Below are 24175 nucleotides of genomic sequence, written 5' to 3'. Positions count from 1 at the left end.
CCGCAATCGCCGAAAGACTAGAATAGCCGCCTTTACGCTCACCTCTCCGGCAAGCATGGCTGTCAGCACGTTCGACCTGTTCAAGATCGGCATCGGTCCGAGTTCCTCCCATACCGTGGGGCCGATGCGCGCGGCCGAACGCTTCGTGCATCGCTGGTTGCTCGACGCCGGACGCCTGCAGGACGTGGTGCGCATCCGCGCCGAGGTCTTCGGCTCGCTGGCCCTGACCGGCCGCGGCCATGGCACCGACAAGGCCGTGCTACTCGGCCTGGAAGGTAACCGCCCCAACCTGATCGACCCGGACATCATCCCCGCCACGCTCGAGCGCATCCGCGCCAGCAAGCGCATCAATTTGATGGGCCAGCACACCATCGCCTTCGACGAAAAACGCGACCTGCCGATGAACAAACGGCAGAAGCTCCCGTACCACACCAATGGCATGCGTTTCACCGCCTACGACGCCAATGACGCCGTGATCGCCACCCGCGATTACTACTCGGTCGGTGGCGGTTTTGTGGTCAACCAGGACGATGCCGCCGACGACCGTATCGTGGCCGACGAGACGCCACTGCCCTACCCGTTCCTCAGTGGCGACGAACTGCTCGCGCAATGCGCACGCAGCGGTCTGAGCATCGCAGCACTGATGTTCGAAAACGAAAAGAGCTGGCGTAGCGAAGACGAAATTCGCGCCGGCCTGCGCGAACTGTGGGCGGCGATGCAGTCGTGCGTGGAACGCGGCATTCGCCAGGAAGGCACGCTACCGGGTGGCCTGAACGTCTCGCGTCGCGCGCCGGCGCTGTATCGCGAACTGTCGTCCAAACCGGAAGCGGCGATGCGCGATCCGTTGACCACGCTGGACTGGGTCAATCTCTACGCGCTCGCGGTCAACGAAGAAAACGCCGCCGGCGGCCGCGTCGTTACCGCACCCACCAACGGTGCGGCCGGCATCATTCCCTCGGTGCTGCATTACTTCGATCGCTTCTGCCCCGGCGCATCCGAGCAACGCATCTTCGACTTCCTGCTCACCGCTGCGGCCATCGGCATTCTCTACAAGGAAAACGCCTCGATTTCCGGTGCCGAAGTCGGTTGCCAGGGCGAAGTGGGCGTGGCGTGTTCGATGGCGGCAGGCGGCCTGGTCGCCGCGCTCGGCGGCAACCCGGGGCAGATCGAAAACGCTGCGGAAATCGGCATGGAACACAACCTTGGCCTCACCTGCGATCCGATCGGCGGCCTGGTGCAGATCCCGTGCATCGAACGTAATGCGATGGGCGCGGTGAAGGCGATCAATGCCAGCCGCATGGCCATGCGCGGCGACGGCAAGCACAAGGTATCGCTGGACAAGGTCATCAAGACCATGCGCGACACCGGCCGCGACATGCAGGACAAGTACAAGGAAACCAGCCGCGGCGGCCTGGCAGTGAACGTCATCGAATGCTAAGCGGTGGCGGGTCCTGCTCGGCTGCATTGGCAGGCAACTGCGCGCGATCGTGAAGGCGTGCCTGAGTGCGACAAGGCGTTAGCTGCCATGCCTCATCGGCTGCAATAAGAGATTTGCGGCCACCCCGCGCGCCTGGCGCATCGCAACAGACATCAAACGCAGCGAACTGATCCGACACAGCAAGCGTTCCCGCACGCGGGTTGCCACGTTGAACGCGATCACCACATGCACGTGTGTACTGTCGAAGGCTGAATTCCCACGGAGATCGCGATGCGACAGCTTGTCTGCACTCTCGCCCTGGCCCTGGCCTGCGGCCCATTGATGGCGCAGGAAACCAGCTATGGCCCGCGCCTGGAAGGCTTCGAGTACCCGTATCCGGTCAAGACCTTCGCGTTCACTTCGCAACAGCAGCCGCTGGAAATGGCGTACCTGGATGTCACACCCACCGGCAAGCCCAACGGACGCACCGCCGTGCTGCTGCATGGCAAGAACTTCTGCGCTGCCACCTGGGAGCAGACCATTGCCGCGTTGAGCACCGCCGGCTACCGCGTTATCGCGCCGGACCAGGTGGGTTTTTGCAAATCCAGCAAGCCGGCGGCTTATCAATTTTCTTTCGCGCAGCTGGCCGACAACACACAGGCGCTGCTGAAAAAGTTGGGCATCGAACGTGCCGTGGTGGTCGGTCATTCGATGGGCGGCATGCTCGCCATCCGCTATGCGCTGATGTATCCGAAGGCCACCGAGCAGTTGGCATTGGTCGACCCGATCGGCCTGGAAGACTGGAAGGCCGAAGGCATCCCGTGGCGTAGCGTCGATGCCTGGTACGACAACGAACTGAAGATCAGTTTCGAGCGCATCAAAAAGTATCAGATGGAGGTCTATTACGCCGGCCAGTGGAAGCCCGAGTTCGAACGCTGGGCGCGCATGCAGGCCGGCATGTCGCTGGGCAACGGCAAGCAGGCCGTTGCCTGGAATCAGGCGCTGACCTACGACATGGTGTTCAACCAACCGGTGGTCTACGAACTGCCCAAACTCGCCGTGCCGACCACGCTGTTCATCGGCCTCAAGGACCGCACCGCGATCGGCAAGGACACCGCCCCCCCCGAGGTCAAGGCACGCGTCGGCGATTACACCAAGCTGGGGAAACGTGCGGCCGAGACGATTCCGAATGCGAAGCTGATCGAGTTCGCCGACCTCGGACATTCGCCGCAGGTGCAGGACCCGAAGCGCTTCAATGCTGCGTTATTGAAGGCGATTGCGCAGTAAGCGGCGGGCCGGTCGCACGGTGTCACCTGACCTACGCTGATCTGAAAGCCGCAGCTCGCTGACATGCGAGCTGCGGCTGGATGCGCGTCAGATGCGTATCTGATGCCGCGTCTCTCAGCACACGATTGCCAGGCAGTTGGCCTGCTGCAACCTGATCAAGCCAGAGGCTTGGCCTGTGCGATGCTTCAAACAACGACAATCACTCGATCAACCCGCCACAATCCGCAGCACATCATCCAGCAACGCCGCCGCAGTCACTTCCGCACCCGCGCCCGGGCCCTGGATCAACAACGGCTGCTCGCGATAGCGATCGCTGCTGATCGCAACGCGGTTATCGGTGCCGGCACCACCGGCCAGCGGGTGATCCAACGCCAATTCGCGCAGGCCGACGCTGGCGCCATGCGCATCCACACGCCCCACGAAACGCAGGCAACGCCCTGCGGCACGCGCCTGCTGCCAACGCGCGCCCACCACCTCGTCCAGCGCGCCCAGCTGCGCATCCAAGGCGTCAAGCGGCAGCCGCGCAATGCTTGCGGGCACCAGCGATTCCACATGCACCTGCTCGGCTTCCAGCTGCCAGCCCGCCGCACGCGCAAGGATCAGCAACTTGCGCCGCACATCCTCGCCGGACAGATCGATACGCGGATCCGGCTCGGTGTAACCGGCCGCCATCGCCTCGCGCACGCAATCGGAAAACGCGCCGCTGCCGTCATAGCGATCAAACAGCCACGCCAGCGATCCGGACAATACGCCTTCGATCGAATGGATATGGTCGCCGCCCGCCACCAGCGCGCGCACGCTACTCAACACTGGCAATCCCGCGCCCACCGTCGCGCTATCGCCATAATGCGCACCACTAGCGTGACGCGCCGCGTGCAGCGCCTGCGCACGCGACAACGCGGTGCCCTGGCCCAACTTGTTGGCGGTGACCACATGCACACCACGCAGCAACCATTCCACATGCCAATCGGCCACCACGTCGCTGGCAGTGGCGTCCACCAGCACATCGCCGGCACGCAGCGCAGTGGTTTCCGCCCACGGCTGCAACACCGCCTGGCCGCGCGGCGCTGCATTGGCCTGCCGCAATGCCTGTTCCGCACTGGTGCCGCAGTCGTGGGCAATGCGCGAATTGGCCAGCCAATCGAAGCGCGGCAGGCGCAATTGACGTTCCTGCAGCGCGGTATAGCGCGTCACGAACGCGCGCCCCACGGTGCCGGTGCCCAGCAAGGCCAGACGTGGCGTCGGTGTCACCGCGGCCGCTGAAGCGCGACGCGAAGCAGGTAGCACAGTGCTCACGCGTCGACCTGTTTGCGGCTTGCGGTGGTCAGCGTCGCTTCGGCACGTGCCAGGCCGGCGCGTAGATCGATCAACAGATCTTCTGCAGACTCGATACCGATCGACAACCGCAACAACCCATCGGAAATGCCTGCGGCAGCACGTGCCTCAGCCGTCATCGCCGCATGCGTCATCGATGCCGGATGCGCAATCAGGCTTTCCACACCGCCCAACGACTCGGCCAGCGTGAAGTAGCGCAAGCCATCGACAAACGCGCGCACTGCCGCTTCGCCACCTTCCAGCTCGAAGCTCATCATCGCGCCGAAGCCCTTCTGCTGGCGCGCCGCCAGGGCATGCCCCGGATGCGTCGCCAAGCCGGGGAAATACACCTGATTGACCACCGCATGCCCATCTAGCAATGCAGCGATGGCGTCGGCATTTTCCTGATGCACGCGCAGACGCGCATCCAGCGTGCGCAAACCGCGCAAGGTGAGGAAGGCATCGAACGGCGAACCGGTCAGTCCCAGTGCATTGGCCCACCACACCAGCTGCTGATGCAGCTCCGCGTCGCGCGCCACCACTGCACCACCCACCACATCGCTGTGGCCGTTGATGTACTTGGTGGTGGAATGCAGCACCAGATCCGCACCGAACTCCAGCGGCTTCTGCAGTGCCGGCGACAGGAAGGTGTTGTCCACCACCGTCAACGCGCCAACCTTCTTCGCTGCCTCAATGACGAAGCGCAGATCGGTGATGCGCAGCAGCGGATTGGAAGGGGTTTCGATCAGCACCAGCTTGGGCGAATGCGCCAGTGCATCGGCCAGCGAACGCGGGTCGGTGAGGTCGGCGGTGATCAGCGCAAAGTGGCCTTTCTTGGCCAGCGCATTGAACAGGCGCCAGCTGCCGCCGTAGGCATCGTGCGGCACCACCAGCGTATCGCCCGGCTGCAGCAGCGCATTGAGCACCAGATTGATCGCGCCCATGCCGGTGGAGGTGATCACCCCGCCGGCGCCACCTTCCAGTTCGGCCAGCGCTTCGCCGAGCAGATCGCGGGTGGGATTGCCGCTGCGCGTGTAGTCGTACTGGCGCTTGTTGCCAAAACCATCGAAGGAGAAGTTCGACGACAGCACGATCGGCGGCGTTACCGCGCCATAGGCAGTGTCGCGATCGATACCGGCGCGGACAGCGGCAGTGGCAGCGGTACAAGGGGCGTCGGTGGGGTCACGAAAGCTCATGCGGTTTCTCCGGTGATGCGAAGGGCAGTGGTGAGGATCGCGTCGATGCGATCGATTTCTTTCAAGAAGGCGTCGTGGCCATACGGCGAGCGCAGCACGCGCAGACTGCCGCGCTGGCCCAAGCCTTCGACCAGCGTGACCAGGTCGGCCAGCGGCACCAGGCGGTCGCCCTCCACCGCAACGACAACGGTGGGCACACGCACTTGCGCGGGGTCGATACGATGCAGGTCGATGGATTCGGACAACCGCAAATACGCGTTTACCGGCGTGCGCGCCACGTATTGCGCGCCAGCGGCGTCCAGATAGTCTTCGGCCGCCACGCGCACGCGGCCATTGATCACTTCCGGCGGCGCGTCGAAGCGTTCGCTGAATTCTTCCGGCGTGCGGTAGCTGAGCATGGCGAACTGCCGTGCCAGCGCCAGCCCATGATGTTCTGCGCATTGCAGCTGGCCTAGCGCCACCGCGCGGCGCTGCAGTGCGCGCCACGCTGCGGCATACGGATGCGCGCGATGCGCACCGCTCACTGCCACCAACGTGCCGACACGGGCGGCATGGCGGGTGGCGAATTGCAGACCGACCAAAGCGCCATACGAATAACCGACAAAACCGTGCAGGCGCGCGATGCCCAATGCATCCAGCAGCGCGGCGATCGCATCGGCCTGGTCGGCGGTATCGATCGGCGCATCCAGCGTGCCGTCGGCACCGAGAAAATCGAATGCCAACAGCCGGCGCGATGCCGGATCCAGCGCGCGGCCCGTGCCAACCAGGCCATCCACCCAGCCTTTCTCGGGAAACAGCGCACTGGCGGCCAGATGGCGGTGCGCAGAAATTCCGCCCGCCACGAACACCACCGGCGCATTGGCCGCGCCAACCAGCTCATAGCGCAACCGCAGCTCGCGCATGCCGGCATGCCGCATCGGCAGCGCGATGACAAGATCGCCGCGCACGGCAATCGAGCCGTCGTCGGTGGCGGCGGGCGTATAGGCGTAGTCGGTAGTAGAAGGCGATGCTGTATTCACGAGGCTCATGGCGATATCCGGGGTGGATCGGCCATCGAGCTTCGCGGGAGCTCGCGTTCGACGTGCACAAGGCACAAATCGAACCATCTTTCGGCGGACGCGCAGGTCCCCGCAGGATTTGGCACCAAACGCGGGCGCTTGCGCGCTCCGCTGGCTGCCCCGGCATCAAAGGGCCTGTCCCTCCGCCGGTCTCGATGGTGAGGCTAAGATGCCACCGCCTTTTTGCGATGTCAATCTCTTCATGCGGATAGAAAGATATATTTTCATCCGATACCACTGCCCCCTGTGATGGGCCGCATACTTGAGGTCTTTCCCGTTCGAGCCAATCGCGTGCCCCACCAGGTGTCTCGCGCCGCCCTGCGCGTCTTTGCATCGGTCTCGATGACCCTGATGCTGCCCTGCGCTGCACCTGCCAGCGCCCAGCAGCGCTGGCACTGGCCCGGCGCTGCGGCGGCAACCGGGCCTGGAACTTCGGCAACCCCGTCTGTACTCGACGCCGGCGACACAGCCCCATTGCTGCAGCTCGAATGGCAGGCGCCAGTCTATTTGGCCTGGGTCGGCAACCCGCTGGCCGGACCTGCGCAGGTGCGACTGAGCGCACCGCCCAGCGAGGATTACCGCGCCGTGCCGCAGTTACCGTTGACGGTAGAACTGGCCGCGCACGAACGCCGCCTGCTCGCCCGGCTGTATCCGGCCAGCAACCAGCGCACCCTGGGCGGGCTTGGACTCAAGCTCGACATCGTGCCCGGCGCCCCACAGGCACGCGCCCAGCCCGTACGCTACCAACTCCCATTCCGCGATGTGCCGGTGCAGGTAGACCAGGGCTTCGGTGGGCACTTCAGCCATACCGATGCGCCCAACTGGTATGCGGTGGACTTCGCGCTGCCGCACGGCACGCCGGTGCTGGCAGCGCGTGAGGGCGTGGTCATGCAGGTGCAGCGCGACAGCACCGAAGACGGCCCGCATGGTCCGGCGGCCGGCGGCGGCAACCTGGTGCGGGTGCTGCATGCCGACGGCAGCATGGCGGTGTACGCGCACCTGGCTCCCGATGGCGTGGCAGTGCGCGCCGGCCAGGTCGTGGCTACCGGCGAGCGGCTGGGCAGCGCGGGCAACACCGGTTTCAGCACCGCCCCGCACCTGCATTTCGCGCTTCAGCACAATGCCGGGATGCAGCTGATCTCACTGCCGTTCCGGATGATGGGCCCGCAAGGCGAGCTGCAGTTTCCATCGCCGGCGCCCTGACCCGCAGGCGCCAGGATGGTGGCGTCGCCAGAGCCAACTGGCTCGACCCGGTCATGAAAGGCGTGCCGGAGCGAAGCCGCTATAATCACCGGCTTCCTCAGTTTCCGCAGGCGTCCGACCGGGCGCGCTCAGCCCATGTCCGACGTCTCCAACGAAGCCGCGCGCCGCCGCACCTTCGCCATCATTTCCCACCCCGATGCGGGCAAGACCACGCTGACCGAAAAGCTGTTGCTGTTCGGCGGTGCGATCCAGATGGCCGGCTCGGTGAAAGGCCGCAAGGCCGCCCGCCATGCCACCTCGGACTGGATGGCGCTGGAAAAGGAGCGCGGCATCTCGGTGACCTCCTCGGTGATGCAGTTCCCGTACGAGGGCAAGGTGATCAACCTGCTCGACACCCCCGGCCACGCCGACTTCGGCGAGGACACCTATCGGGTGCTTACCGCGGTGGACTCGGCGCTGATGGTCATCGACGTGGCCAAGGGCGTGGAAGAACGCACCATCAAATTGATGGAAGTCTGCCGGCTGCGCGACACGCCGATCATGACCTTCATCAACAAGCTCGATCGCGAGGGCAAGAACCCGATCGATCTGCTGGATGAAGTCGAAACCGTGCTCGGCATCCAGTGCGCGCCGGTGACCTGGCCGATCGGAATGGGCCAGCGCCTGAAGGGCGTGGTGCATCTGATCACCGGCGAGGTGCACCTGTACGAACAGGGCCGCAACTTCACCCGCCAGGATTCGACCATCTTCCCGTCGGTGGATGCGCCTGGTCTGGTCGAAAAGATCGGCACGCAGATGCTGGCCGAGCTGCGCGACGAGCTCGAACTGGTGCAAGGTGCCAGCAATCCATTCGATCTGCAGGCGTATCGCGCTGGCAAGCAGACCCCGGTGTTCTTCGGTTCGGGCGTCAACAACTTCGGCGTGCAACCGCTGCTCGATTTCTTCATCGAACACGCACCGCCGCCGCAGGCACGCGACACCACCGGCCGTCGCGTCGAGGCCACCGAAGCCAAGCTCAGCGGCTTCGTCTTCAAGATCCAGGCCAACATGGACCCGCAGCATCGCGACCGCGTCGCCTTCATGCGCGTGTGCTCGGGCAAGTTCACCGCCGGCATGAAAACGCTGCACGTGCGCAGCGGCAAGGATGTGAAGCTGGCCAACGCGCTGACCTTTATGGCCTCCGATCGCGAGATCGCTGCCGAAGCCTGGCCGGGCGATGTCATCGGTATCCATAATCACGGCACCATCTCCATCGGCGACACCTTTACCGAGGGCGAATCGCTGTCGTTTACCGGCATCCCCAACTTCGCACCGGAGCTGTTCCGCCGCGCGCGCCTGCGCGACCCGCTCAAGCTCAAGCAGCTGCAAAAGGGTCTGGCGCAGCTGTCCGAAGAAGGCGCCACGCAGTTTTTCCGCCCGCTGATGAGCAACGACCTGATTCTTGGTGCGGTGGGCGTGCTGCAGTTCGACGTGGTGGCCTACCGGCTCAAGGACGAGTACGGCGTGGATGCGATCTTCGAACCGGTGGGCGTCACCACCGCGCGCTGGGTGCATTGCGACAACCCGAAGAAGCTGGAAGAGTTCCGCGAGAAAAATGCCGGCAATCTGGGCATCGATGCGGCCGGCCAGCTGGTCTATCTGGCACCGACCCGGGTGAATCTGCAGCTGGCCCAGGAACGCGCACCAGACGTGCGCTTTTCCGCAACGCGCGAGCATGCGCATGCCAAGGCGATCGATTGACCGCTGCTTGAACCGACGCATGAAAATGCAACTGCTGGCGATGCGAATTGCTCGCAGTTACGGTACATTTTTGGCATGAACGCAGACGCCTCCCCCTCGACCGACCTGCGCGACGAGATAGCCAGTGCCGTGACCCACGGCCTGGGCGCAATTGCCGCATTGGCCGGCGGTTCGGTGCTGATCACGCTGGCCGCCATTTATGGCGACGGCTGGCAGCTGGCCACTTCCATCGTCTTCAGCGCCACCCTGGTGCTGCTCTACGTCGCCTCTACCTTGTTCCATGCCATACCGCATCCCGGTGCCAAAGCACGGCTGCAGATACTGGATCACTGCGCGATCTATCTATTGATCGCCGGCACCTATACGCCGTTTACGCTGATCAATCTGCGCGACTCCTGGGGTTGGGGATTGTTCGCCGCCATCTGGACGATTGCCGCCGCCGGGGTGATCTTCAAACTGTTTTTCACCGGACGCTTTCGCTTGCTGTCCACGGTGCTGTATCTGGCGATGGGCTGGTTGATCCTGGTCGCGATCCAGCCCCTGTTACGCTCGGTCGATACCTGGTCGCTGTGCTGGCTACTGGCCGGCGGGCTCTTCTATACCTTGGGTACGTATTTCTATCAGCGCGACACCCAACGCTATTTCCATGCGATCTGGCATCTGTTCGTGCTTGCCGGCAGTGCTTGCCACTTTGTCGCGGTGATCGCGCAAGTGGTGTGATCTGCGCAGGTGCTGTGATGGACGATTGATGGCGCGTTCGCGCGCCGTGCACGAGGCATCGCCAACCATGGCCCGCGTGAACACTGTGACCAACACCTCTGCTACGCCCCCTCCCCGCACATCACGTCGTCGACGCTGGTTGATCGGGTTCGGCATCGCCGCCGTGCTTGTGGTGATCTTCGTGCTGCTGTTCGAGTGGAACTGGCTACGTGGCCCGGTCGAGCGCGTGGTCAGTGCCAAGACCGGTCGCGAATTTCATCTGGGCTATCTGGATGTGAAACTGGGCCGCACTACCACCGTGCGTGGCAACCGACTGAGCCTGGCCAATGCGCAGTGGTCCAAGCGCGGCCCGATGGCCGAACTGAATTCGGCCGAGATCGATGTCGAGTTGTGGCCATTGCTGCGCGGCAATGTGCGCTTGCCGGAAATTCGCCTGGATCACCCGAAAGTACTGCTGGAAGCGGGCGACGACACGCATCCGGGCAACTGGGTGTTCGATCAGGACGATGGCGACGGCACGCTGCCACGGCTTGGGCGCCTGCTGGTCCATAACGGGCGGCTGCAATATATCGATGCCGCCAACCGCTCGGATGTGGATGTGGCGATCAACAGTCTCGCACCGCCCAGCAGCGATCAGCGTGCAGCGCCGATCGGCATCGACGGCAAAGGCCGCTGGAAGGGCTACCCCTTCACGCTCAAGGGCGACACCGCGTCGCCGCTGGAGCTGAGCCAGAGCGAGCATCCCTTCCGCATCGATCTACGCGGCAGCGCTGGCGCCACCCGTACGCACGTCCGCGGCACGCTGACGAATCCCTTCCAGTTCCAGGTCTTCGATCTGCAGATGGCGCTCAGTGGGCAGGACATGCAGGACCTGTATCCCTTGACCGGCGTGGCCATGCCGTCGACGCCGCCGTACAAACTCGACGGACATCTGCGCCGCAACGGCGAGATCTGGCGCTACGAAAAGTTTACCGGCACCGCTGGCGACAGCGATCTTGCCGGCACTGCCGAAGTGGATCTACGCAACAAGCGTCCGTTCCTGCGCGCAGATCTGGCGTCGAAACGTCTGGATTTCGACGATCTGGCCGGCTTCATCGGTGCGCCACCGAAGACCGGCACGAATGAATCGGCAAATGACGAACAGAAAAAACAGGCTGCACAACTTGCCGCCAGTGCGCGTGTGTTGCCCAGCACGCCCTATGACTTGTCCAAACTGCGCGCGATGGATGCGCAGGTGCGTTGGCGCGCACAGCGCATCAACGCACCATCGTGGCCGCTGGACGACATGGATGCCTCGCTGACGTTGAAGGACGGCCTGTTGCAACTAGATCCGCTCAACTTCGGCGTTGCCGGCGGCGATATCCGCTCCACCATCCGCATGGATGCGCGCAACGAAGTGATCACCACGCAACTCAAGGCCGGCCTTCGCGGGATTCGGCTGGATCAGCTATTCCCCGACACCGCGCTCGCAAAACAAGCCTCGGGCGCCATCGGTGGCGAATTCGATCTGCGTGGTCGCGGCAACTCGATCGCCGCGATGCTCGGCACCGCCGATGGCACGATCGGCGTTGGCATGGGCCGTGGTCATGTGGGCAATCTGATCATGGAGCTGGCTGGCCTGGACATTGCCGAGTCGCTCAAATATCTGTTCACCAAGGATCGTCAGATTCCGGTGCGCTGCATTTTCGGCGACTTCGGTGTGCAAGACGGCCTGATGCAATCGCGCGCCCTGGCCTTCGATAGCACCGACACCATCATCATTGGCGAAGGCAGCATCAGCCTCAAAGACGAAACGCTGGATCTGCTGCTTCGTCCACGTCCGAAGGACCGCAGTATCCTGAGCCTGCGCTCGCCGCTGCGAATCGGCGGCACCTTCAAAGACCCCAGCTTCCGGCCGGACTTCAAAGCATTGGGACTGCGCGGCGCGCTTGCCGTCGGCCTGGGCATGATCGCCCCGCCCGCAGCATTGCTCGCGACCTTCGAACCGGGCCCCGGCAAGGACAGCGACTGCGGCGGCAAGTTCGCAAAGTAGCCCAACTGCGCGACTTGAAGTGGCTAACAAAACAGCTCGAGCGCTGTATGCAGTGCGGCAGAATCTTCGCCGCACTCGCCTTCGCTGACGAGTGAAGTATCGGAAATAGCAGTGACGTCGGTCGAATCGAACTGAGCTGATCAGACCGCACCATCATCGGTCGCACGCGCGGCGTGCACTATTCGACCACGCCGCACACCGACCATCTCGACTGGTCCTTGCCCGCCCACCGTCGCGGGACCTTACGCGGCATGGATGCCGCGTAAGAGCCTACACGGACGTACTTGCGGCGTGTCCCGCGAGGGTGGGCGGGCAAGGGCCCTGCAGCCAAGCCGCAGATCATCCGCTCTAAAACCGAGCCATCCGCACCGTTCATTCCCCTAGCAAGCCGGACGAGAGCTTCAGCGCAGTTTGAATGCTCCCAAACCGATAAATGTTCCCAAACCAAGCGGATTGCGGGCGTGATGCTCTCACCGCTTCCGGAACACCCGATGCATCCATCCATGGAGCTCCGTAAAGGCATTCATGCCGCCACAAGGTACCGCAAGCGCTGAGAACATCGCACCTCGCAATGTGGTCGTGTTTAACCAAAAAGTCGGCCGCACCAACCTAACGGTGGGCGCAGTAAATTTGTAGCCACTCTTGGCTGCAAGGCTTCAGCCAGCGCGGCGTTAGCTGGCGATATAACGCTGCAACTGATCGATATCGCGCTGCTGGTTCTCGATCACTGCCTTGACCAGATCGCCGATGGAAATCACCCCGTGCACGCGGCCGTTTTCGACCACCGGCAGATGCCGGAAGCGTCCATCGGTCATCAATTGCATGCAACGGTCTACCGTGTCCGATGGCGATACTGTCACCACTTCGTTGCTCATGATCTCGGCAACGCTGGTGGTCGATGAGGCCCGATCGCGCAATACCACTTTGCGCGCGTAATCGCGCTCGGAGACGATGCCAATCAGGCGCGGCCCGTCCATCACCAACACCGCACCGATGCCCTTCTCGGCCATCAAGCGGATCGCCTCGATCACTGCGGCGTCGGCCGCAACCGCAAACACCTCAACCTGTTTGGTCCCCAACAGCTGTCGTACGGTCTGCATGGCCCGCTCCGCGCTTGGTCTGGTGATCGCAGACTACTCCCACCGCGCCGCAGTGGGTATCGACCAGATACAGCGGGCGCTGCTTGGCCTCGTCATACAGCCGGCCCAGGTATTCACCGATCAAGCCCAACGCAATCAGCTGGATCCCGCCCAGAAACAGGATCACCGACATCATGGTCGGCCAACCCGCCACCGGGTCGCCCAGCAAGGCCGCCTTGATCACCACCCAGCCACCGAACAGGAACGCCACCAGTGCGGTCAGCAAACCGAGATAGGTCGCCGCGCGCAACGGCACCGTGGAAAAACTGGTGATGCCATCCAGCGCGAAATTCCACAACCGCCACACCGTGAACTTGCTGCGCCCCGACAGCCGCGGCGCACGCCGGTACGGCAATGCCACCTGACGAAACCCGACCCAGCCGAACAGGCCTTTCATGAAACGGTGGCGCTCGCGCAGCTGCTGCAAGGCCTGCACCACACGCGGCGACAACAACCGGAAATCCCCCGTATCGGCCGGAATCGGCGTGCGCGACAACTGCCGGATCACCCGATAGAACGCATGCGCCGCACTGCGCTTCAACCAGCTCTCGCCCTCGCGAAAAATCCGCGTGCCGAAGATGTTGTCGTAACCGGCGCGCCACAGCGCAACGAACTCCGGGATCAACTCCGGCGGGTCCTGCCCATCGGCATCGAGCAGCACCACCGCGCCGGGTAACACATGATCCAGCCCCGCAGAAATGGCCACTTCCTTGCCGAAATTGCGCGACAACCGCACCGCACTCACCTGCGCATCGGCCTCGGCAAGTGCCTGCAACACAGTCCAGGTGCCATCGGTGCTGCCATCGTCGACATACAGCACGTGCGTGTGCAATCCGCTCAATCCCGCGAGCACCGCGCACAGACGCGGATGCAGCAAAGGAATGCTGGTTTCTTCGTTGTAGGCAGCAATTACCACCGTGAGGCGATCTGCTGCAGCCGGCAGTTGCGCTGTTTCGAACGCGCTCATGCTCATGGCGCCTGCAGATACGCAGGACCGCCCAACTGGCGCGCCTGCCGCTGGATCCATGCCGTGCGCCGCTGCACATAGGCCCCGGGGCGCCGTGCGTCATAGCGACGTGGCGAGGGCAGCACCGCAGCCAGACGCGCCGATTCGGTCGGCGACAACCCTGCCGCGTCCTTGCCCCAGAACTGCCGGGCAGCGGCCTGCGCGCCATACACCCCATCGCCGAATTCGGCCACGTTGAGATACATCTCCAGAATGCGCTGCTTCGGCCACAACAGCTCGATCAGCACCGTGTACCAAGCCTCCAGGCCCTTGCGCACCCAACTGCGGCCCTGCCACAGGAACACGTTCTTGGCGACCTGCTGACTGATCGTGCTCGCCCCACGCACGCGCCCACCGCGCGCATTGTGATCGCGCGCCTTCTCGATGGCCTGCAGATCGAAACCGTGATGTACCGGGAACTGCTGATCCTCCGCAGCCACCACCGAAATCGGCAGGCTGGCAGCAATCTTGTCGTAGTCGCGCCATTGCTGATGCAGCGAAAAATTCCAGTCGCCTTCGCCCCAGGCTTCCAGATAGCGCCCCACCATCATGCTGCTGATCGGCGGATCGACCACCCGCAGCACCAGCACCTGCAACACGCTCGCGGCGGCGAACAACAACGGTGCCGCCAACACCCAGCGCAGCCAGCGCCGAGCGCGCCGCGGTGGCGCTACCTGCTTGCCATCCAATGCATCCGTCCCCATTGTTTGCTACGACCTATCATCCCGATGCCTGCCGCATTATCCGGCAACTAGCGTCCCTTACGTCCGATGTTCCCATGACCGATCACGATCAGCTTTCCCGTTTCCTGCTGCCTGCCGCCGGCGTGCGCGGCGTCCACGTGCGCCTGACCCAGGCCTGGCACGACATCCAGGGCGCAGCCGAGTACCCGCCGGCCGCCCGCCAGTTGCTCGGCGAAGCGGCGGTGGCTGCGGCATTGTTCACCGGCCATACCAAGGTCGACGGACGTCTGTCGGTACAGCTGCGCGGCAATGAAACACTGCGCACCTTGTTCGCCGAATGCACCGCGGCCGGTACCTTGCGCGGCATCGTGCAACTGGCCGATGGCGCCGATGCACCCACCGACCTGCGCGAACTGGGCGAGGCCGCACTACTCGCGATCACCATCGAAAATCCCGGCCTGGACCCGCGCGAACCGCAGCGCTACCAGAGCCTGGTCGGCATGCAGGCCCCGGATCTGGCCGAAGCCTTCGAGACCTACTTCCACCAGTCCGAACAGTTGCCGACCCGCCTGTTGCTGGCCGCAGGCCCGGACCAGGCGGCCGGCCTGTTGCTGCAGAAACTGCCCGGCGACGAGGGCGACAACGACGGCTGGACCCGCATCGGCGCGTTGTTCGACACCCTGGGTGCCCCGGAACTGCTGTCGGTGGCTGGCGAAGACCTGCTGCACCGCCTGTTCCACGAAGAGGAGCCGCAGTTGCTCGGCGACAAGCCGCTCAGCTTCGGCTGCTCCTGCTCGCGCGAGCGGGTCGCTTCGATGCTGCAGTCCCTGGGCGAAGAAGAAGCCCGCGCAGCGGCGGAGGCGACTGGCGAAGTCGAGGTGCGCTGCGAATTCTGCGGGCGTGAGTATCACTTTCCGTTGACCGCCCTCGACGTACTTTTCAGCGCAGCGCAACCTTCGCTGGAAGCGCCGGAAAGGTTGCAGTAGAAAGGTTTGACGGGTGCTTTCTGGGGAACGCACCCACTTGTTAAATAATCATAAACACCCTAGCATTCTCGTCGCCCGCTCTCGGGAACTTAACAACTCCTCCTGGGTCTGAACTCTGGTATGCGACACCTCCTGCGCCTTCCGCTTGCTTTGCTGGTTGCCCTTGCGGCAGCCACGGGTGTGCACGCGCAGTCGGCCGCCTCCCAGCAGCTGCGCGAAAGCACCATCCTGCCGGTGTGGAACAAGGGCAGCGGCAAGGTGGAAGCCTTTCTATATCTGGAGCCGACCGGCGAGCAGAAGGCAGGCGCACGCTGGCATTTCGGCCGCAATTCGCTGGATGCGGCCTTCGGCCTGACCTCCGGCGACTCGCTGGGCCTGATCTGCAACAGCAGCCGCGGCACCAACATCAATGGTCTGGCCAGCCATTGCCTGCTTGCCGGAATCGGTGACGAAGAAGACGACAGCGCTGCCGCATCGCGCCGGGTCTCGGCCACGCTGGGTTTCAATCGTGCTGGCGCCCGCGCTGGCGTCACCGCCGGCACCGGCCGCGACACCTTGCCCGCCTGGCTGATCGGCGCCGGCAAGGCACCGCTGACCCGCGTCGAACAGAACGACCTGACCGTGTTCGGCCAGAAGAACATCGGCCGCGAAGGCTTCGTCTCGATCGGCGGCACCTATGCCCGCGCGCGGCTGGTGCCCTTGGCAGACGTCTCCCGGGCCATCGCAGACCAGTGGGACACCAAGACCCTTAGCGTCGGCGGCGGCTATGGTGCCTTCAGCGCCAACGTCATCGGCCGCGTGGTCGACGTTCCCGGCCAGCCGGAAAAATGGGAAGGCCTGGGCCTCGGTCTGACCTGGCGCACCCCGTGGAGCGGACAGTTGACAGTCGGCGCGGAAAATGTCATCTCCCGCGGCAAGAACCCCTTTGCCCCGAACAACGAAAGCAATAACGACGGCACGATTCCGTACGTTCGGTACGAACAAGACCTGTAAGCTACTGATTCAAAAGTACTTTCCCAGAACGCCACCGGTTAGTAGCCGGTGGCGTTTTTCGTTCTGGATGTTGCCGCGCATCTCCGTTTCACGTCTTTCTTCTTTTTCGTTAACGGGACTTTAATTCTTCGCGCAACGCATATACCATCGGTTCACCCTGACGTTTTGGATCCGCTTCTTTCGGAACCCCCGACAGGCAAACAACCCTTGGCAGTACCCAAGATCACTTGGAGAGAGAGCTAATGAATTGCAAGTCCAACAAGCTGCGCGATGCAGTTGTCCTCGCGCTTGTCGTGGGCGTGGCCGGTACCGGTACCGCCGTCGCGCAGGAAGCCGGCACCACCAACCTCGACAAGATCGAAGTGACCGGTTCGCGCATCAAGAGCGCAGACGTTGAAACCTCGCAGCCGGTTCTGACGTTGACTCGCCAGGACATCGATAAGCAGGGCGTCACCTCTGTTGCAGATGTGCTGCAGCGTGTCGCGGCCAACGGCGCAGCCCTGAATCGCACCTTCAACAACGGCGGCGACGGCAGTTCCGGCATTGCGCTGCGTAACCTGGGCAGCGCGCGTACGCTGGTATTAGTCAACGGCCGCCGCTGGACCACCGGCCTGGACGGCAGCGTCGACCTCAACACCATTCCGACTGCGATGGTCGAGCGCATTGACATCCTGAAGGATGGCGCTTCCACGATTTACGGTTCCGACGCCATTGCCGGCGTGGTGAATATCATTACCCGCAAGAACTTCGACGGCGCCGAAGCTGGCGTCAACGTCGGTCAGTACAGCGATGGCGACGGCCAGCGTCAGGCATACGACTTCACCATCGGCACCACCACCGATCGCGCAAGCCTGTTGATCGGCGCTTCCTATGTCCAGGAAGAGTCGGTGATGGCGGGCGATCGGGAGATCTCTGCCGGCGGCCCGCCGTTCTTCAGCGGCCAGAGCGGCACCGGCTTCCCGGGTTCGTATATCCGGAATGGCTCACGCAACATTCTGATCAATGGCGTCGAAACTCCGTACGTTGCCAATGTTCACGGTTACAACACTGCACCGGACAACTATCTGCTCACTCCGCAGGAGCGCACCTCGCTGTTTGCCCAAGGTAGCTTCAACTTCACCGACAACGTGACGTTCCGCACCGAGGCGATGTACAACGAGCGCAAGTCTGAGCAGCTGCTCGCAGCAATGCCAATCACTGGCCTGACGCTCAGTGCAGATAGTCTTTACAACCCGTTTGGTCAGGATCTGACCGGCGTCAATCGTCGCTTCATCGAGTCCGGTGGCCGCTCTTTCAATCAGAATGTGAAGAACTGGCACTTCTATGGTGGCCTTGAAGGCTTCTTTGAATTTGCCGATCGCAGCTTCGACTGGGACGTGGGCTATCGCTACGACAAGTCGGATGAAAATGTCCTGACCTATGGCTTGTTCAACCTGTCCAATCTAAACAATGCCTACGGGCCGTCTGAGCTGCGCAATGGCGTGCCGGTCTGCGTTTCCGGTCCGGGCGGCGACGTGATTCCGGGCTGCGTGCCGGTCAATCCACTGGGACCCCGCGGCTCGATCACTCAGGATGCGCTGGATTACACCAGTTTCACTGCGCATGATTCGTCGATGGTCGAATCGAAGGGTTATACCGCAAACATCAGCGGCGATATCGTAGACCTGCCGGCAGGCCCGCTGGCCTTCGCTGCTGGCTACGAATACCGTAAGGAAAGTGGCCAGTTCGATCCGGACGCCTTCATTGCCGCAGGCCTGAGTACGGGCAATGGCGCGCGCCCGACGGCCGGCTCCTACAGCCTCGACGAGTTCTACCTCGAACTGTCGGTTCCGGTTCTGGCCGATCTGCCGGGTGCACAGTTGCTGGACTTCAGCCTGGCGACCCGCTACTCGGACTACAGCAACTTCGGCGATACCGTGAACAACAAGTTCGGCTTCCGCTGGAAGCCGATTCAGGACTTGATGATCCGCGGTAACTACAGCGAAGGCTTCCGTGCCCCGAGCATCAACAATCTGTTCGCAGGCAATTCCGATTCGTTCGAGACCTACGCCGATCCGTGCTCGAGCCAGTCCGGCCAGCTGAGCAACCCGGTGGTGGCGCAGAACTGTGCAGCGGCAGGCGTGCCTGCGAACTTCGTGCAGCCTGGTGCAGGCAATGGTGCCAAGCAGACCCTTGAGCCGTTCACCTGGACCTCCAACGATCAGCTGCAGCCTGAAACTTCGACCAGCCGCACGCTGGGCTTTGTGTTCAGTCCGAGCTTCGCGCAAGGCCTGAATGTGAGCCTGGATTGGTGGCAGATCGAGATCGAAAACGCGATCACACGTCCGGAATCCCAGTTCATCCTGGACAAGTGCTATGGCGGCAGTGCGGGTGAGCAGGCCGAGTACTGCGCGCTCATCACGCGCGACCCGAACTATGCCGATGGCGCTTACACCGTCACCAACATCAACATGCCACTGTTGAATTTGTCGTCGTACAAGGTGGAAGGTTGGGATCTGGCCATCAATTACCGCTTGCCGGAAACGGCATTCGGCCAGTTCACCATCAGCTGGGATTCGACTTATCTGTCGAGCTGGGAAACCAAGGCAACTGCCGATTCCGAACTCGAACAGTTCCAGGGTCGTTACCTGAACCAGGATCCTTACTGGCGCATCCGTTCCAACCTGTATGTCGACTGGTCGTTGGGTGACTTCGGTATCAACTGGGGCCTGCGTTACAAGTCCGGTATGGCGGAGTCCTGCCCCTTGTCAGCGGCATTGGCGCAGGCTTACTGCTCCGATCCTGATCGTGTCACGGCCGATGGTGCTGAACCGCGCAACCACATTGGCGCGACGACGTATCACGACATCCAGTTCCGTTACAGCACGCCTTGGAATGCGACCGTATCGCTTGGCTTAAACAACGCGTTCGACAAGGATCCGCCGGTTTCGTACAGCACGTCGGCCAACAGGTTCGACCCGCAGTACGACGTGCCGGGCCGCTATATGTACATGCAGTACCGTCAGCGCTTCTGATCGAAACAGCTGATAAAACCAGCTGCATAAAGTAACTACGGCCCCAATCGGGGCCGTAGTCATGTCTGGGCTTCAAGAAGCGAGCAACTCGCTATCTACTGTTTAGCTCACCCGGGAATCAACGTCTGAATCACATGCTCGACATAGGCTTCGAAGTCTTCGCGGGCCTGCTTGGGTTGCTGTAGTTGCAGCGACAGCTGCAGGAAGCCGACATAGGCGGCATAGGCCAGGCGGGCGCGGTGTTGGGCGTCGGTGCGAGTGAGGCCGGCCTGGCGGAACGAGGCGATCAGGTAGTCGAGGCGGCGTTGCGAGACGCGGTCGATAACCGGGCGCACGGCCGGGTGGTCGAGTGCCTTGAGCAGTTCGCTGTAGATGACATGCGGTTTGACTTCGTGCGCGACCAGTTGGAACAGCGCGCGTAAGCGTGCACTGGGATCCGGGACGTCTTCCAGGCTGCCGAACACTTCTTTTTGTTCGAAGATCTCCCAGCGTTCGAGGGCTGCCTGCAGCAGCGCATCACGCGAGGGAAAGTGCCAGTAGAAGCTGCCCTTGGTGACGCCGAGTCGACGCGCCAGTGGTTCTACGGCGACTGCACCGACACCTTGTTCGGCGATCAGGTCCAGCGCGGCCTGTGCCCAATCGTCTGCGCTGAGGCGCTGACCGCGACCGGAACTGGCGCGGGGCGTGGTGGGGCTGGAATCGGTGATGTCGTTCATTGTGACGATTTAACCATACGCTAGAGTCAGTTGCAGTATGCATCATGAAATGCAGGCACAACCGCCATGATTCAATGGCTTAACCATCCATACCACTGAGTATTGACAGTGAGCGCACTAGATCCATACCATTAGGTATGGTCACCTCTTCCTCTAGCCTCGCCTGCATTACGTCTGTCACCAACATCCGTATTGGTGAGACGTTGCTTGCGGTGTCGGCGCAGGGCGCAGAACGCGCACCGACCGTGCTGTTCGCGCATGGATTCGGCCAGACACGATACGCATGGGAAGGCACGGCCACCGCCTTGGCGGAAGCCGGCTACCGGGCGCTGTCATACGACGCACGCGGGCATGGCGATTCCAGCGTCAACGATGCTGAGGTGCCCTACTCGGCCACGCAATTCACCGACGATCTGATCGTGCTCGCCGGTGAGCAATCCGAGCCGCCGGTGCTGGTCGCCGCGTCGATGGGTGGGCTGTTTGGTCTGCTGGCAGAGGCGCGCTGGCCGGGTTTGTTTCGGGCGATCGTGCTGGTCGACATCACACCACGCTGGGACACGCGGGGCGTGGAGCGCATCCTGAGGTTCATGACTGCGCATCCCGGCGGATTCGCATCGCTGGATGCCGCGGCAGACGCGATTGCCGCATATTTGCCGCATCGTCCGCGCAAGACCGCAGACCAGTTGCAGGCCTTGTTGCGGCAGCGTGCCGACGGGCGTTGGCACTGGCATTGGGACCCGCGCCTGGTCGACGAACTGGCGGGGCAGGATCCGCATACGCAGCAGCAGGCATTGCTGGACGCCGCGTCCCAGGTGCGTTGCCCGATGCTGCTGATCAGCGGCGGGCGCAGCGATCTGGTCACGCCGGGCACCATCAGCGAATTCCTGTCGATCGCACCGCATGCGCAGCACGTGCAGTTGCCCGATGCCACGCACATGCTGGCCGGCGACGACAACACCACCTTTACCGCCACCGTGTTGCATTATCTGGATGCACTGCCCTCGGTTGGCACCATCGCAGCGTCCAACATTACCGAGCATGTCACTGGAGCAAGACCATGAGCATCGTTGCACCGTTCCTCCTCGTCATCCTGGCGGCGGGCATCGCTGCCTACCACCGCATGCGCCTTGCCACGTGGGTCGCGCTGAGCGCCTGTGTGCTGGTAGCCTGCTGGTTGCTGGGTGCCAATCTCACCGCAACCATCGTCGCTGCCGTGCTGGTCGTGCTGGTGTCGGCACCGGTGCTGTTGCCGTTCCTGCGCAAGCCGCTGCTGACCACGCCGCTGATGGGCTTCTTCCGCAAGGTGCTGCCGCCGCTGTCGCAGACCGAGCGCATTGCGCTGGAAACCGGCTCGGTGGGCTTCGAAGGCGAGCTGTTCACCGGCGATCCGGATTGGCAGAAGCTGCTCAACTACCCCAAGCCGCAGCTGACCGCCGAAGAGCAGGCGTTTCTGGATGGTCCGGTCGAAGAGCTGTGCAAGATGGTCAACGACTGGGAGATCACCCACGTCCATGCCGATCTGCCGCCAGAGCTGTGGGACTACATCAAGAAGCAGAAATTCTTCGGCATGATCATTCCGAAGCAATACGGCGGCCTGGGCTTCAGCGCGCTGGCGCACCACAAGGTGATCCAGAAGCTCTCCTCGATCTCCAGCGTGGTCAGCTCCACCGTCGGTGTGCCCAATTCGCTCGGGCCGGGCGAGTTGCTGCTGCATTACGGCACGCCGGAACAGAAGGACTATTACCTGCCGCGTCTGGCCATCGGCGCCGAAGTGCCGTGTTTCGGTCTGACCGGCCCGTTCGCCGGCTCCGATGCGACCTCGATCCCGGACTACGGCATCGTCTGCAAGGGCGAGTGGAATGGCGCCAACGTGCTTGGCGTCAAGCTCACCTTCGACAAGCGTTACATCACTCTGGCACCGGTGGCGTCGCTGATCGGCCTGGCGTTCCGCATGTATGACCCGGAAGGCTTGATCGGCGATAACAAGGACATCGGCATCACCCTGGCGCTGTTGCCGCGCGAGACGCCGGGAGTGGAAATCGGCCGCCGGCATTTCCCGCTGAATTCTACTTTCCAGAACGGCCCGATCCGTGGCAATGAGGTGTTCATCCCGCTCAGCCAGTTGATCGGTGGCGTTGACATGGTCGGCAAGGGCTGGAACATGCTCAACGAGTGTCTGGCGGTGGGGCGTTCGATCACCCTGCCCTCCACGGCCAGCGGCGGCGGCAAATACGCAGCGGTGGTGACCGGTGCGTATGCGCGCATCCGCAAGCAGTTCGGTCTGTCGATCGGCCGCTTCGAGGGTGTGGAAGAAGCGCTCGCACGGATCGGCGGCAAGGCCTACGCGATCAGTGCGCTGTCGCAGGCTACTGCGGCGGCGGTGGACCGTGGCGATGTGCCATCCGTGCCGTCGGCGATCGCCAAGTACCACTGCACCACCATGGGCCGCGAAGTAGTCAGCGACATGATGGATGTGATCGGCGGCAAGGGCATCATCCTGGGGCCGCGCAACTTCGCCGGCCGTGCCTGGCAGTCGGCGCCGATCGGCGTGACCGTGGAAGGCGCCAACATCATGACCCGCAGCCTGCTGATCTTCGGCCAGGGCGCAATCCTGTGCCACCCGTGGGTGATGAAGGAAATGAAGGCGGCGCAGGATCCGGATACGCGTCGCGGTCTGGAAGACTTCGATCAGAGCCTGTTCGGTCACATCCGCTTCGGCATCTCCAATGCGGTGCGCTCGTTCTGGTTCGGCCTGACCGGTGCACGTATCGGCGCTGCACCGGGCGATGCGTATACGCGTCGGTTCTTCCGCAAGCTGGATCGCTATTCCGCCAACCTGGCGCTGATGGCCGACGTGTCGATGCTGATGCTGGGCGGCAAGCTCAAGTTCAAGGAATCGCTGTCCGGTCGCCTGGGCGATGTGCTGAGCCACATCTACCTGACTAGCGCGATGCTCAAGCGCTATCACGACGAAGGCGCACCGGCAGCCGATCAGCCGCTGCTGGCGTGGGCGTTCCACGACAGCGTGCACAAGATCGAAACCGCGCTGTCGGCCGCGCTGCGTAACTTCCCGATCCGCCCAGTTGGCTGGCTGATGTGGGTTCTGATCTTCCCGCTGGGCCGTCGTGCCGAAGCGCCGGGCGACCGCCTGGGGCACCGCGTGGCGTCGATTTTGATGACGCCGAACGAGGCACGCGATCGCTTGGGCCAGGGCGTGTTCCTGACCCCGTGTGCCAACAATCCCGGCGGCCGTATCGCCAGCTACCTGGCCAAGGCCGTGCTGGCCGAACCGGTGGAACGCAAGTTCCTCAAGGCGCTCAAGACCAAGGGCATTGAGGCACTGGATTTCCCCGCGCAGCTGGATGAGGCCGTGGCCGAAGGCGTGATCACCATCGACGAGCGCAAGCAGCTGGAAGAGTTGCGCGCGATCATGATGGATACCATCACCGTCGACGACTTCGATCCGCATGAGTTGCGTGCGGCCAGCTACTACGACAAGCCGCAGGCACAGCAGCCGCGCGAAGCGGCGTAAGGCGCAGGCCAAGGTGACAGTAGACGACGGCGGGCTTCGGCCCGCCGTCGTTGTTTGTGGAGACCGGCTAGCTCGCGAATACGCTGCCAGCAGCCTTGGTCTGTCGACCAGTTCCCAGCGGCTGCACCTTCGTAGGAGC

The 24175-nt window shown here is 63.1% G+C and carries 18 protein-coding genes and 1 riboswitch; of the genes, 11 read left to right on the top strand and 7 right to left on the bottom strand.

What is annotated here, in order from left to right:
• Positions 1-55: 55 nt before the first annotated feature.
• Positions 56-1438: an L-serine ammonia-lyase gene (locus AC1PLU_RS06525; protein ID WP_023904687.1), complete on the top strand. Its 1383-nt coding sequence runs from the start codon at positions 56-58 to the stop codon at positions 1436-1438.
• A 270-nt stretch (positions 1439-1708) separates the two neighbouring features.
• On the top strand, positions 1709-2704 hold the full coding sequence (locus tag AC1PLU_RS06520) for an alpha/beta fold hydrolase (protein WP_481108017.1): 996 nt from the start codon (positions 1709-1711) through the stop codon (positions 2702-2704).
• 207 nt (positions 2705-2911) lie between these two features.
• Here AC1PLU_RS06520 and AC1PLU_RS06515 read toward each other — a convergent pair whose 3' ends face one another.
• From AC1PLU_RS06515 to metX, 3 genes are read right to left on the bottom strand one after another with little or no spacing between them, the layout of a single operon-like run.
• The gene (locus tag AC1PLU_RS06515) at positions 2912-4000 is read right to left on the bottom strand and encodes a homoserine dehydrogenase family protein (protein ID WP_481094286.1); all 1089 of its coding nucleotides are present in this window, start codon (positions 3998-4000) and stop codon (positions 2912-2914) included.
• A complete protein-coding gene (locus tag AC1PLU_RS06510) occupies positions 3997-5214 on the bottom strand; it encodes an O-succinylhomoserine (thiol)-lyase (protein ID WP_481094287.1) in 1218 nt (405 codons plus the stop codon). Before AC1PLU_RS06510 ends, AC1PLU_RS06515 begins: the two co-directional genes overlap by 4 nt.
• A complete protein-coding gene (metX, locus tag AC1PLU_RS06505) occupies positions 5211-6242 on the bottom strand; it encodes a homoserine O-succinyltransferase MetX (protein ID WP_481094288.1) in 1032 nt (343 codons plus the stop codon). Before metX ends, AC1PLU_RS06510 begins: the two co-directional genes overlap by 4 nt.
• Positions 6243-6313: 71 nt before the next feature.
• Positions 6314-6434, bottom strand: a riboswitch (SAM riboswitch).
• A 129-nt stretch (positions 6435-6563) separates the two neighbouring features.
• Between metX and AC1PLU_RS06500 the strand changes: the two genes are divergently transcribed.
• From AC1PLU_RS06500 to AC1PLU_RS06485, 4 genes are all read left to right on the top strand, one after another.
• On the top strand, positions 6564-7475 hold the full coding sequence (locus tag AC1PLU_RS06500; RefSeq protein ID WP_481094289.1) for a M23 family metallopeptidase: 912 nt from the start codon (positions 6564-6566) through the stop codon (positions 7473-7475).
• Positions 7476-7610: 135 nt separating this feature from the next.
• Entirely contained in the window at positions 7611-9215 is a 1605-nt protein-coding gene (locus AC1PLU_RS06495; RefSeq protein ID WP_115040646.1) for a peptide chain release factor 3, read from the top strand.
• Positions 9216-9290: 75 nt separating this feature from the next.
• Positions 9291-9935: a PAQR family membrane homeostasis protein TrhA gene (gene trhA, locus AC1PLU_RS06490; RefSeq protein ID WP_023904694.1), complete on the top strand. Its 645-nt coding sequence runs from the start codon at positions 9291-9293 to the stop codon at positions 9933-9935.
• Positions 9936-10002: 67 nt separating this feature from the next.
• Positions 10003-11967: an AsmA family protein gene (locus tag AC1PLU_RS06485; protein ID WP_481094384.1), complete on the top strand. Its 1965-nt coding sequence runs from the start codon at positions 10003-10005 to the stop codon at positions 11965-11967.
• 671 nt (positions 11968-12638) lie between these two features.
• On the opposite strand, the gene AC1PLU_RS06480 is transcribed toward AC1PLU_RS06485, so the two are convergent.
• The 3 genes from AC1PLU_RS06480 to mtgA are packed head-to-tail and all read right to left on the bottom strand — an operon-like array spanning position 12639 to position 14816.
• Complete coding sequence (locus tag AC1PLU_RS06480; RefSeq protein ID WP_104549838.1) at positions 12639-13067, bottom strand: CBS domain-containing protein; 429 nt, start codon at positions 13065-13067, stop codon at positions 12639-12641.
• Positions 13027-14073, bottom strand: a complete 1047-nt coding sequence (locus tag AC1PLU_RS06475; RefSeq protein ID WP_481094290.1) for a glycosyltransferase family 2 protein — start codon at positions 14071-14073, stop codon at positions 13027-13029. Before AC1PLU_RS06475 ends, AC1PLU_RS06480 begins: the two co-directional genes overlap by 41 nt.
• 2 nt (positions 14074-14075) lie before the next feature.
• Positions 14076-14816 carry a monofunctional biosynthetic peptidoglycan transglycosylase gene (gene mtgA, locus AC1PLU_RS06470; protein ID WP_481094291.1) on the bottom strand — a complete coding sequence of 247 codons (741 nt, stop codon included), beginning with the start codon at positions 14814-14816 and terminating at the stop codon, positions 14076-14078.
• 74 nt (positions 14817-14890) lie between these two features.
• Here mtgA and hslO point away from each other — a divergent pair, with 74 nt between their 5' ends.
• The 3 genes from hslO (at position 14891) to AC1PLU_RS06455 (ending at position 19788) form a co-directional block, all read left to right on the top strand.
• Positions 14891-15781 (top strand): Hsp33 family molecular chaperone HslO, encoded by an 891-nt coding sequence (gene hslO, locus AC1PLU_RS06465; protein WP_481094292.1) that lies wholly within the window; start codon positions 14891-14893, stop codon positions 15779-15781.
• A 153-nt stretch (positions 15782-15934) separates the two neighbouring features.
• A complete protein-coding gene (locus AC1PLU_RS06460) occupies positions 15935-16774 on the top strand; it encodes an XOO1806 family protein (RefSeq protein ID WP_481108477.1) in 840 nt (279 codons plus the stop codon).
• 242 nt (positions 16775-17016) lie between these two features.
• A complete protein-coding gene (locus AC1PLU_RS06455; RefSeq protein ID WP_043889354.1) occupies positions 17017-19788 on the top strand; it encodes a TonB-dependent receptor in 2772 nt (923 codons plus the stop codon).
• Between the two features lie 107 nt (positions 19789-19895).
• On the opposite strand, the gene AC1PLU_RS06450 is transcribed toward AC1PLU_RS06455, so the two are convergent.
• Positions 19896-20504 (bottom strand): TetR/AcrR family transcriptional regulator, encoded by a 609-nt coding sequence (locus AC1PLU_RS06450; RefSeq protein ID WP_481094293.1) that lies wholly within the window; start codon positions 20502-20504, stop codon positions 19896-19898.
• A 137-nt stretch (positions 20505-20641) separates the two neighbouring features.
• Here AC1PLU_RS06450 and AC1PLU_RS06445 point away from each other — a divergent pair, with 137 nt between their 5' ends.
• Together AC1PLU_RS06445 and AC1PLU_RS06440 are read left to right on the top strand one after the other, a co-directional pair.
• Positions 20642-21565: an alpha/beta fold hydrolase gene (locus AC1PLU_RS06445; RefSeq protein ID WP_481108016.1), complete on the top strand. Its 924-nt coding sequence runs from the start codon at positions 20642-20644 to the stop codon at positions 21563-21565.
• Positions 21562-24036: an acyl-CoA dehydrogenase gene (locus AC1PLU_RS06440; protein WP_115040654.1), complete on the top strand. Its 2475-nt coding sequence runs from the start codon at positions 21562-21564 to the stop codon at positions 24034-24036. The genes AC1PLU_RS06445 and AC1PLU_RS06440 overlap by 4 nt, the downstream gene beginning before the upstream one ends.
• Positions 24037-24175: the final 139 nt, after the last annotated feature.

It is taken from the genome of Xanthomonas sp. NCPPB 2933 (assembly GCF_056725225.1).
The sequence above is the reverse complement of the archived record's forward strand: the minus strand, read 5'-3'. Positions and strand labels throughout refer to the sequence as shown.

Coding starts and splice junctions, on each gene's coding strand:
- AC1PLU_RS06495 (WP_115040646.1), top strand. CDS start 7,611: ATGTCCGACGTCTCCAACGAAGCCGCGCGCCGCCGCACCTTCGCCATC.
- AC1PLU_RS06455 (WP_043889354.1), top strand. CDS start 17,017: ATGAATTGCAAGTCCAACAAGCTGCGCGATGCAGTTGTCCTCGCGCTT.
- AC1PLU_RS06445 (WP_481108016.1), top strand. CDS start 20,642: ATGGTCACCTCTTCCTCTAGCCTCGCCTGCATTACGTCTGTCACCAAC.
- AC1PLU_RS06485 (WP_481094384.1), top strand. CDS start 10,003: ATGGCCCGCGTGAACACTGTGACCAACACCTCTGCTACGCCCCCTCCC.
- hslO (WP_481094292.1), top strand. CDS start 14,891: ATGACCGATCACGATCAGCTTTCCCGTTTCCTGCTGCCTGCCGCCGGC.
- AC1PLU_RS06450 (WP_481094293.1), bottom strand. CDS start 20,504: ATGAACGACATCACCGATTCCAGCCCCACCACGCCCCGCGCCAGTTCC.
- metX (WP_481094288.1), bottom strand. CDS start 6,242: ATGAGCCTCGTGAATACAGCATCGCCTTCTACTACCGACTACGCCTAT.
- trhA (WP_023904694.1), top strand. CDS start 9,291: ATGAACGCAGACGCCTCCCCCTCGACCGACCTGCGCGACGAGATAGCC.
- mtgA (WP_481094291.1), bottom strand. CDS start 14,816: ATGGGGACGGATGCATTGGATGGCAAGCAGGTAGCGCCACCGCGGCGC.
- AC1PLU_RS06480 (WP_104549838.1), bottom strand. CDS start 13,067: ATGCAGACCGTACGACAGCTGTTGGGGACCAAACAGGTTGAGGTGTTT.
- AC1PLU_RS06440 (WP_115040654.1), top strand. CDS start 21,562: ATGAGCATCGTTGCACCGTTCCTCCTCGTCATCCTGGCGGCGGGCATC.
- AC1PLU_RS06510 (WP_481094287.1), bottom strand. CDS start 5,214: ATGAGCTTTCGTGACCCCACCGACGCCCCTTGTACCGCTGCCACTGCC.
- AC1PLU_RS06525 (WP_023904687.1), top strand. CDS start 56: ATGGCTGTCAGCACGTTCGACCTGTTCAAGATCGGCATCGGTCCGAGT.
- AC1PLU_RS06475 (WP_481094290.1), bottom strand. CDS start 14,073: ATGAGCGCGTTCGAAACAGCGCAACTGCCGGCTGCAGCAGATCGCCTC.
- AC1PLU_RS06520 (WP_481108017.1), top strand. CDS start 1,709: ATGCGACAGCTTGTCTGCACTCTCGCCCTGGCCCTGGCCTGCGGCCCA.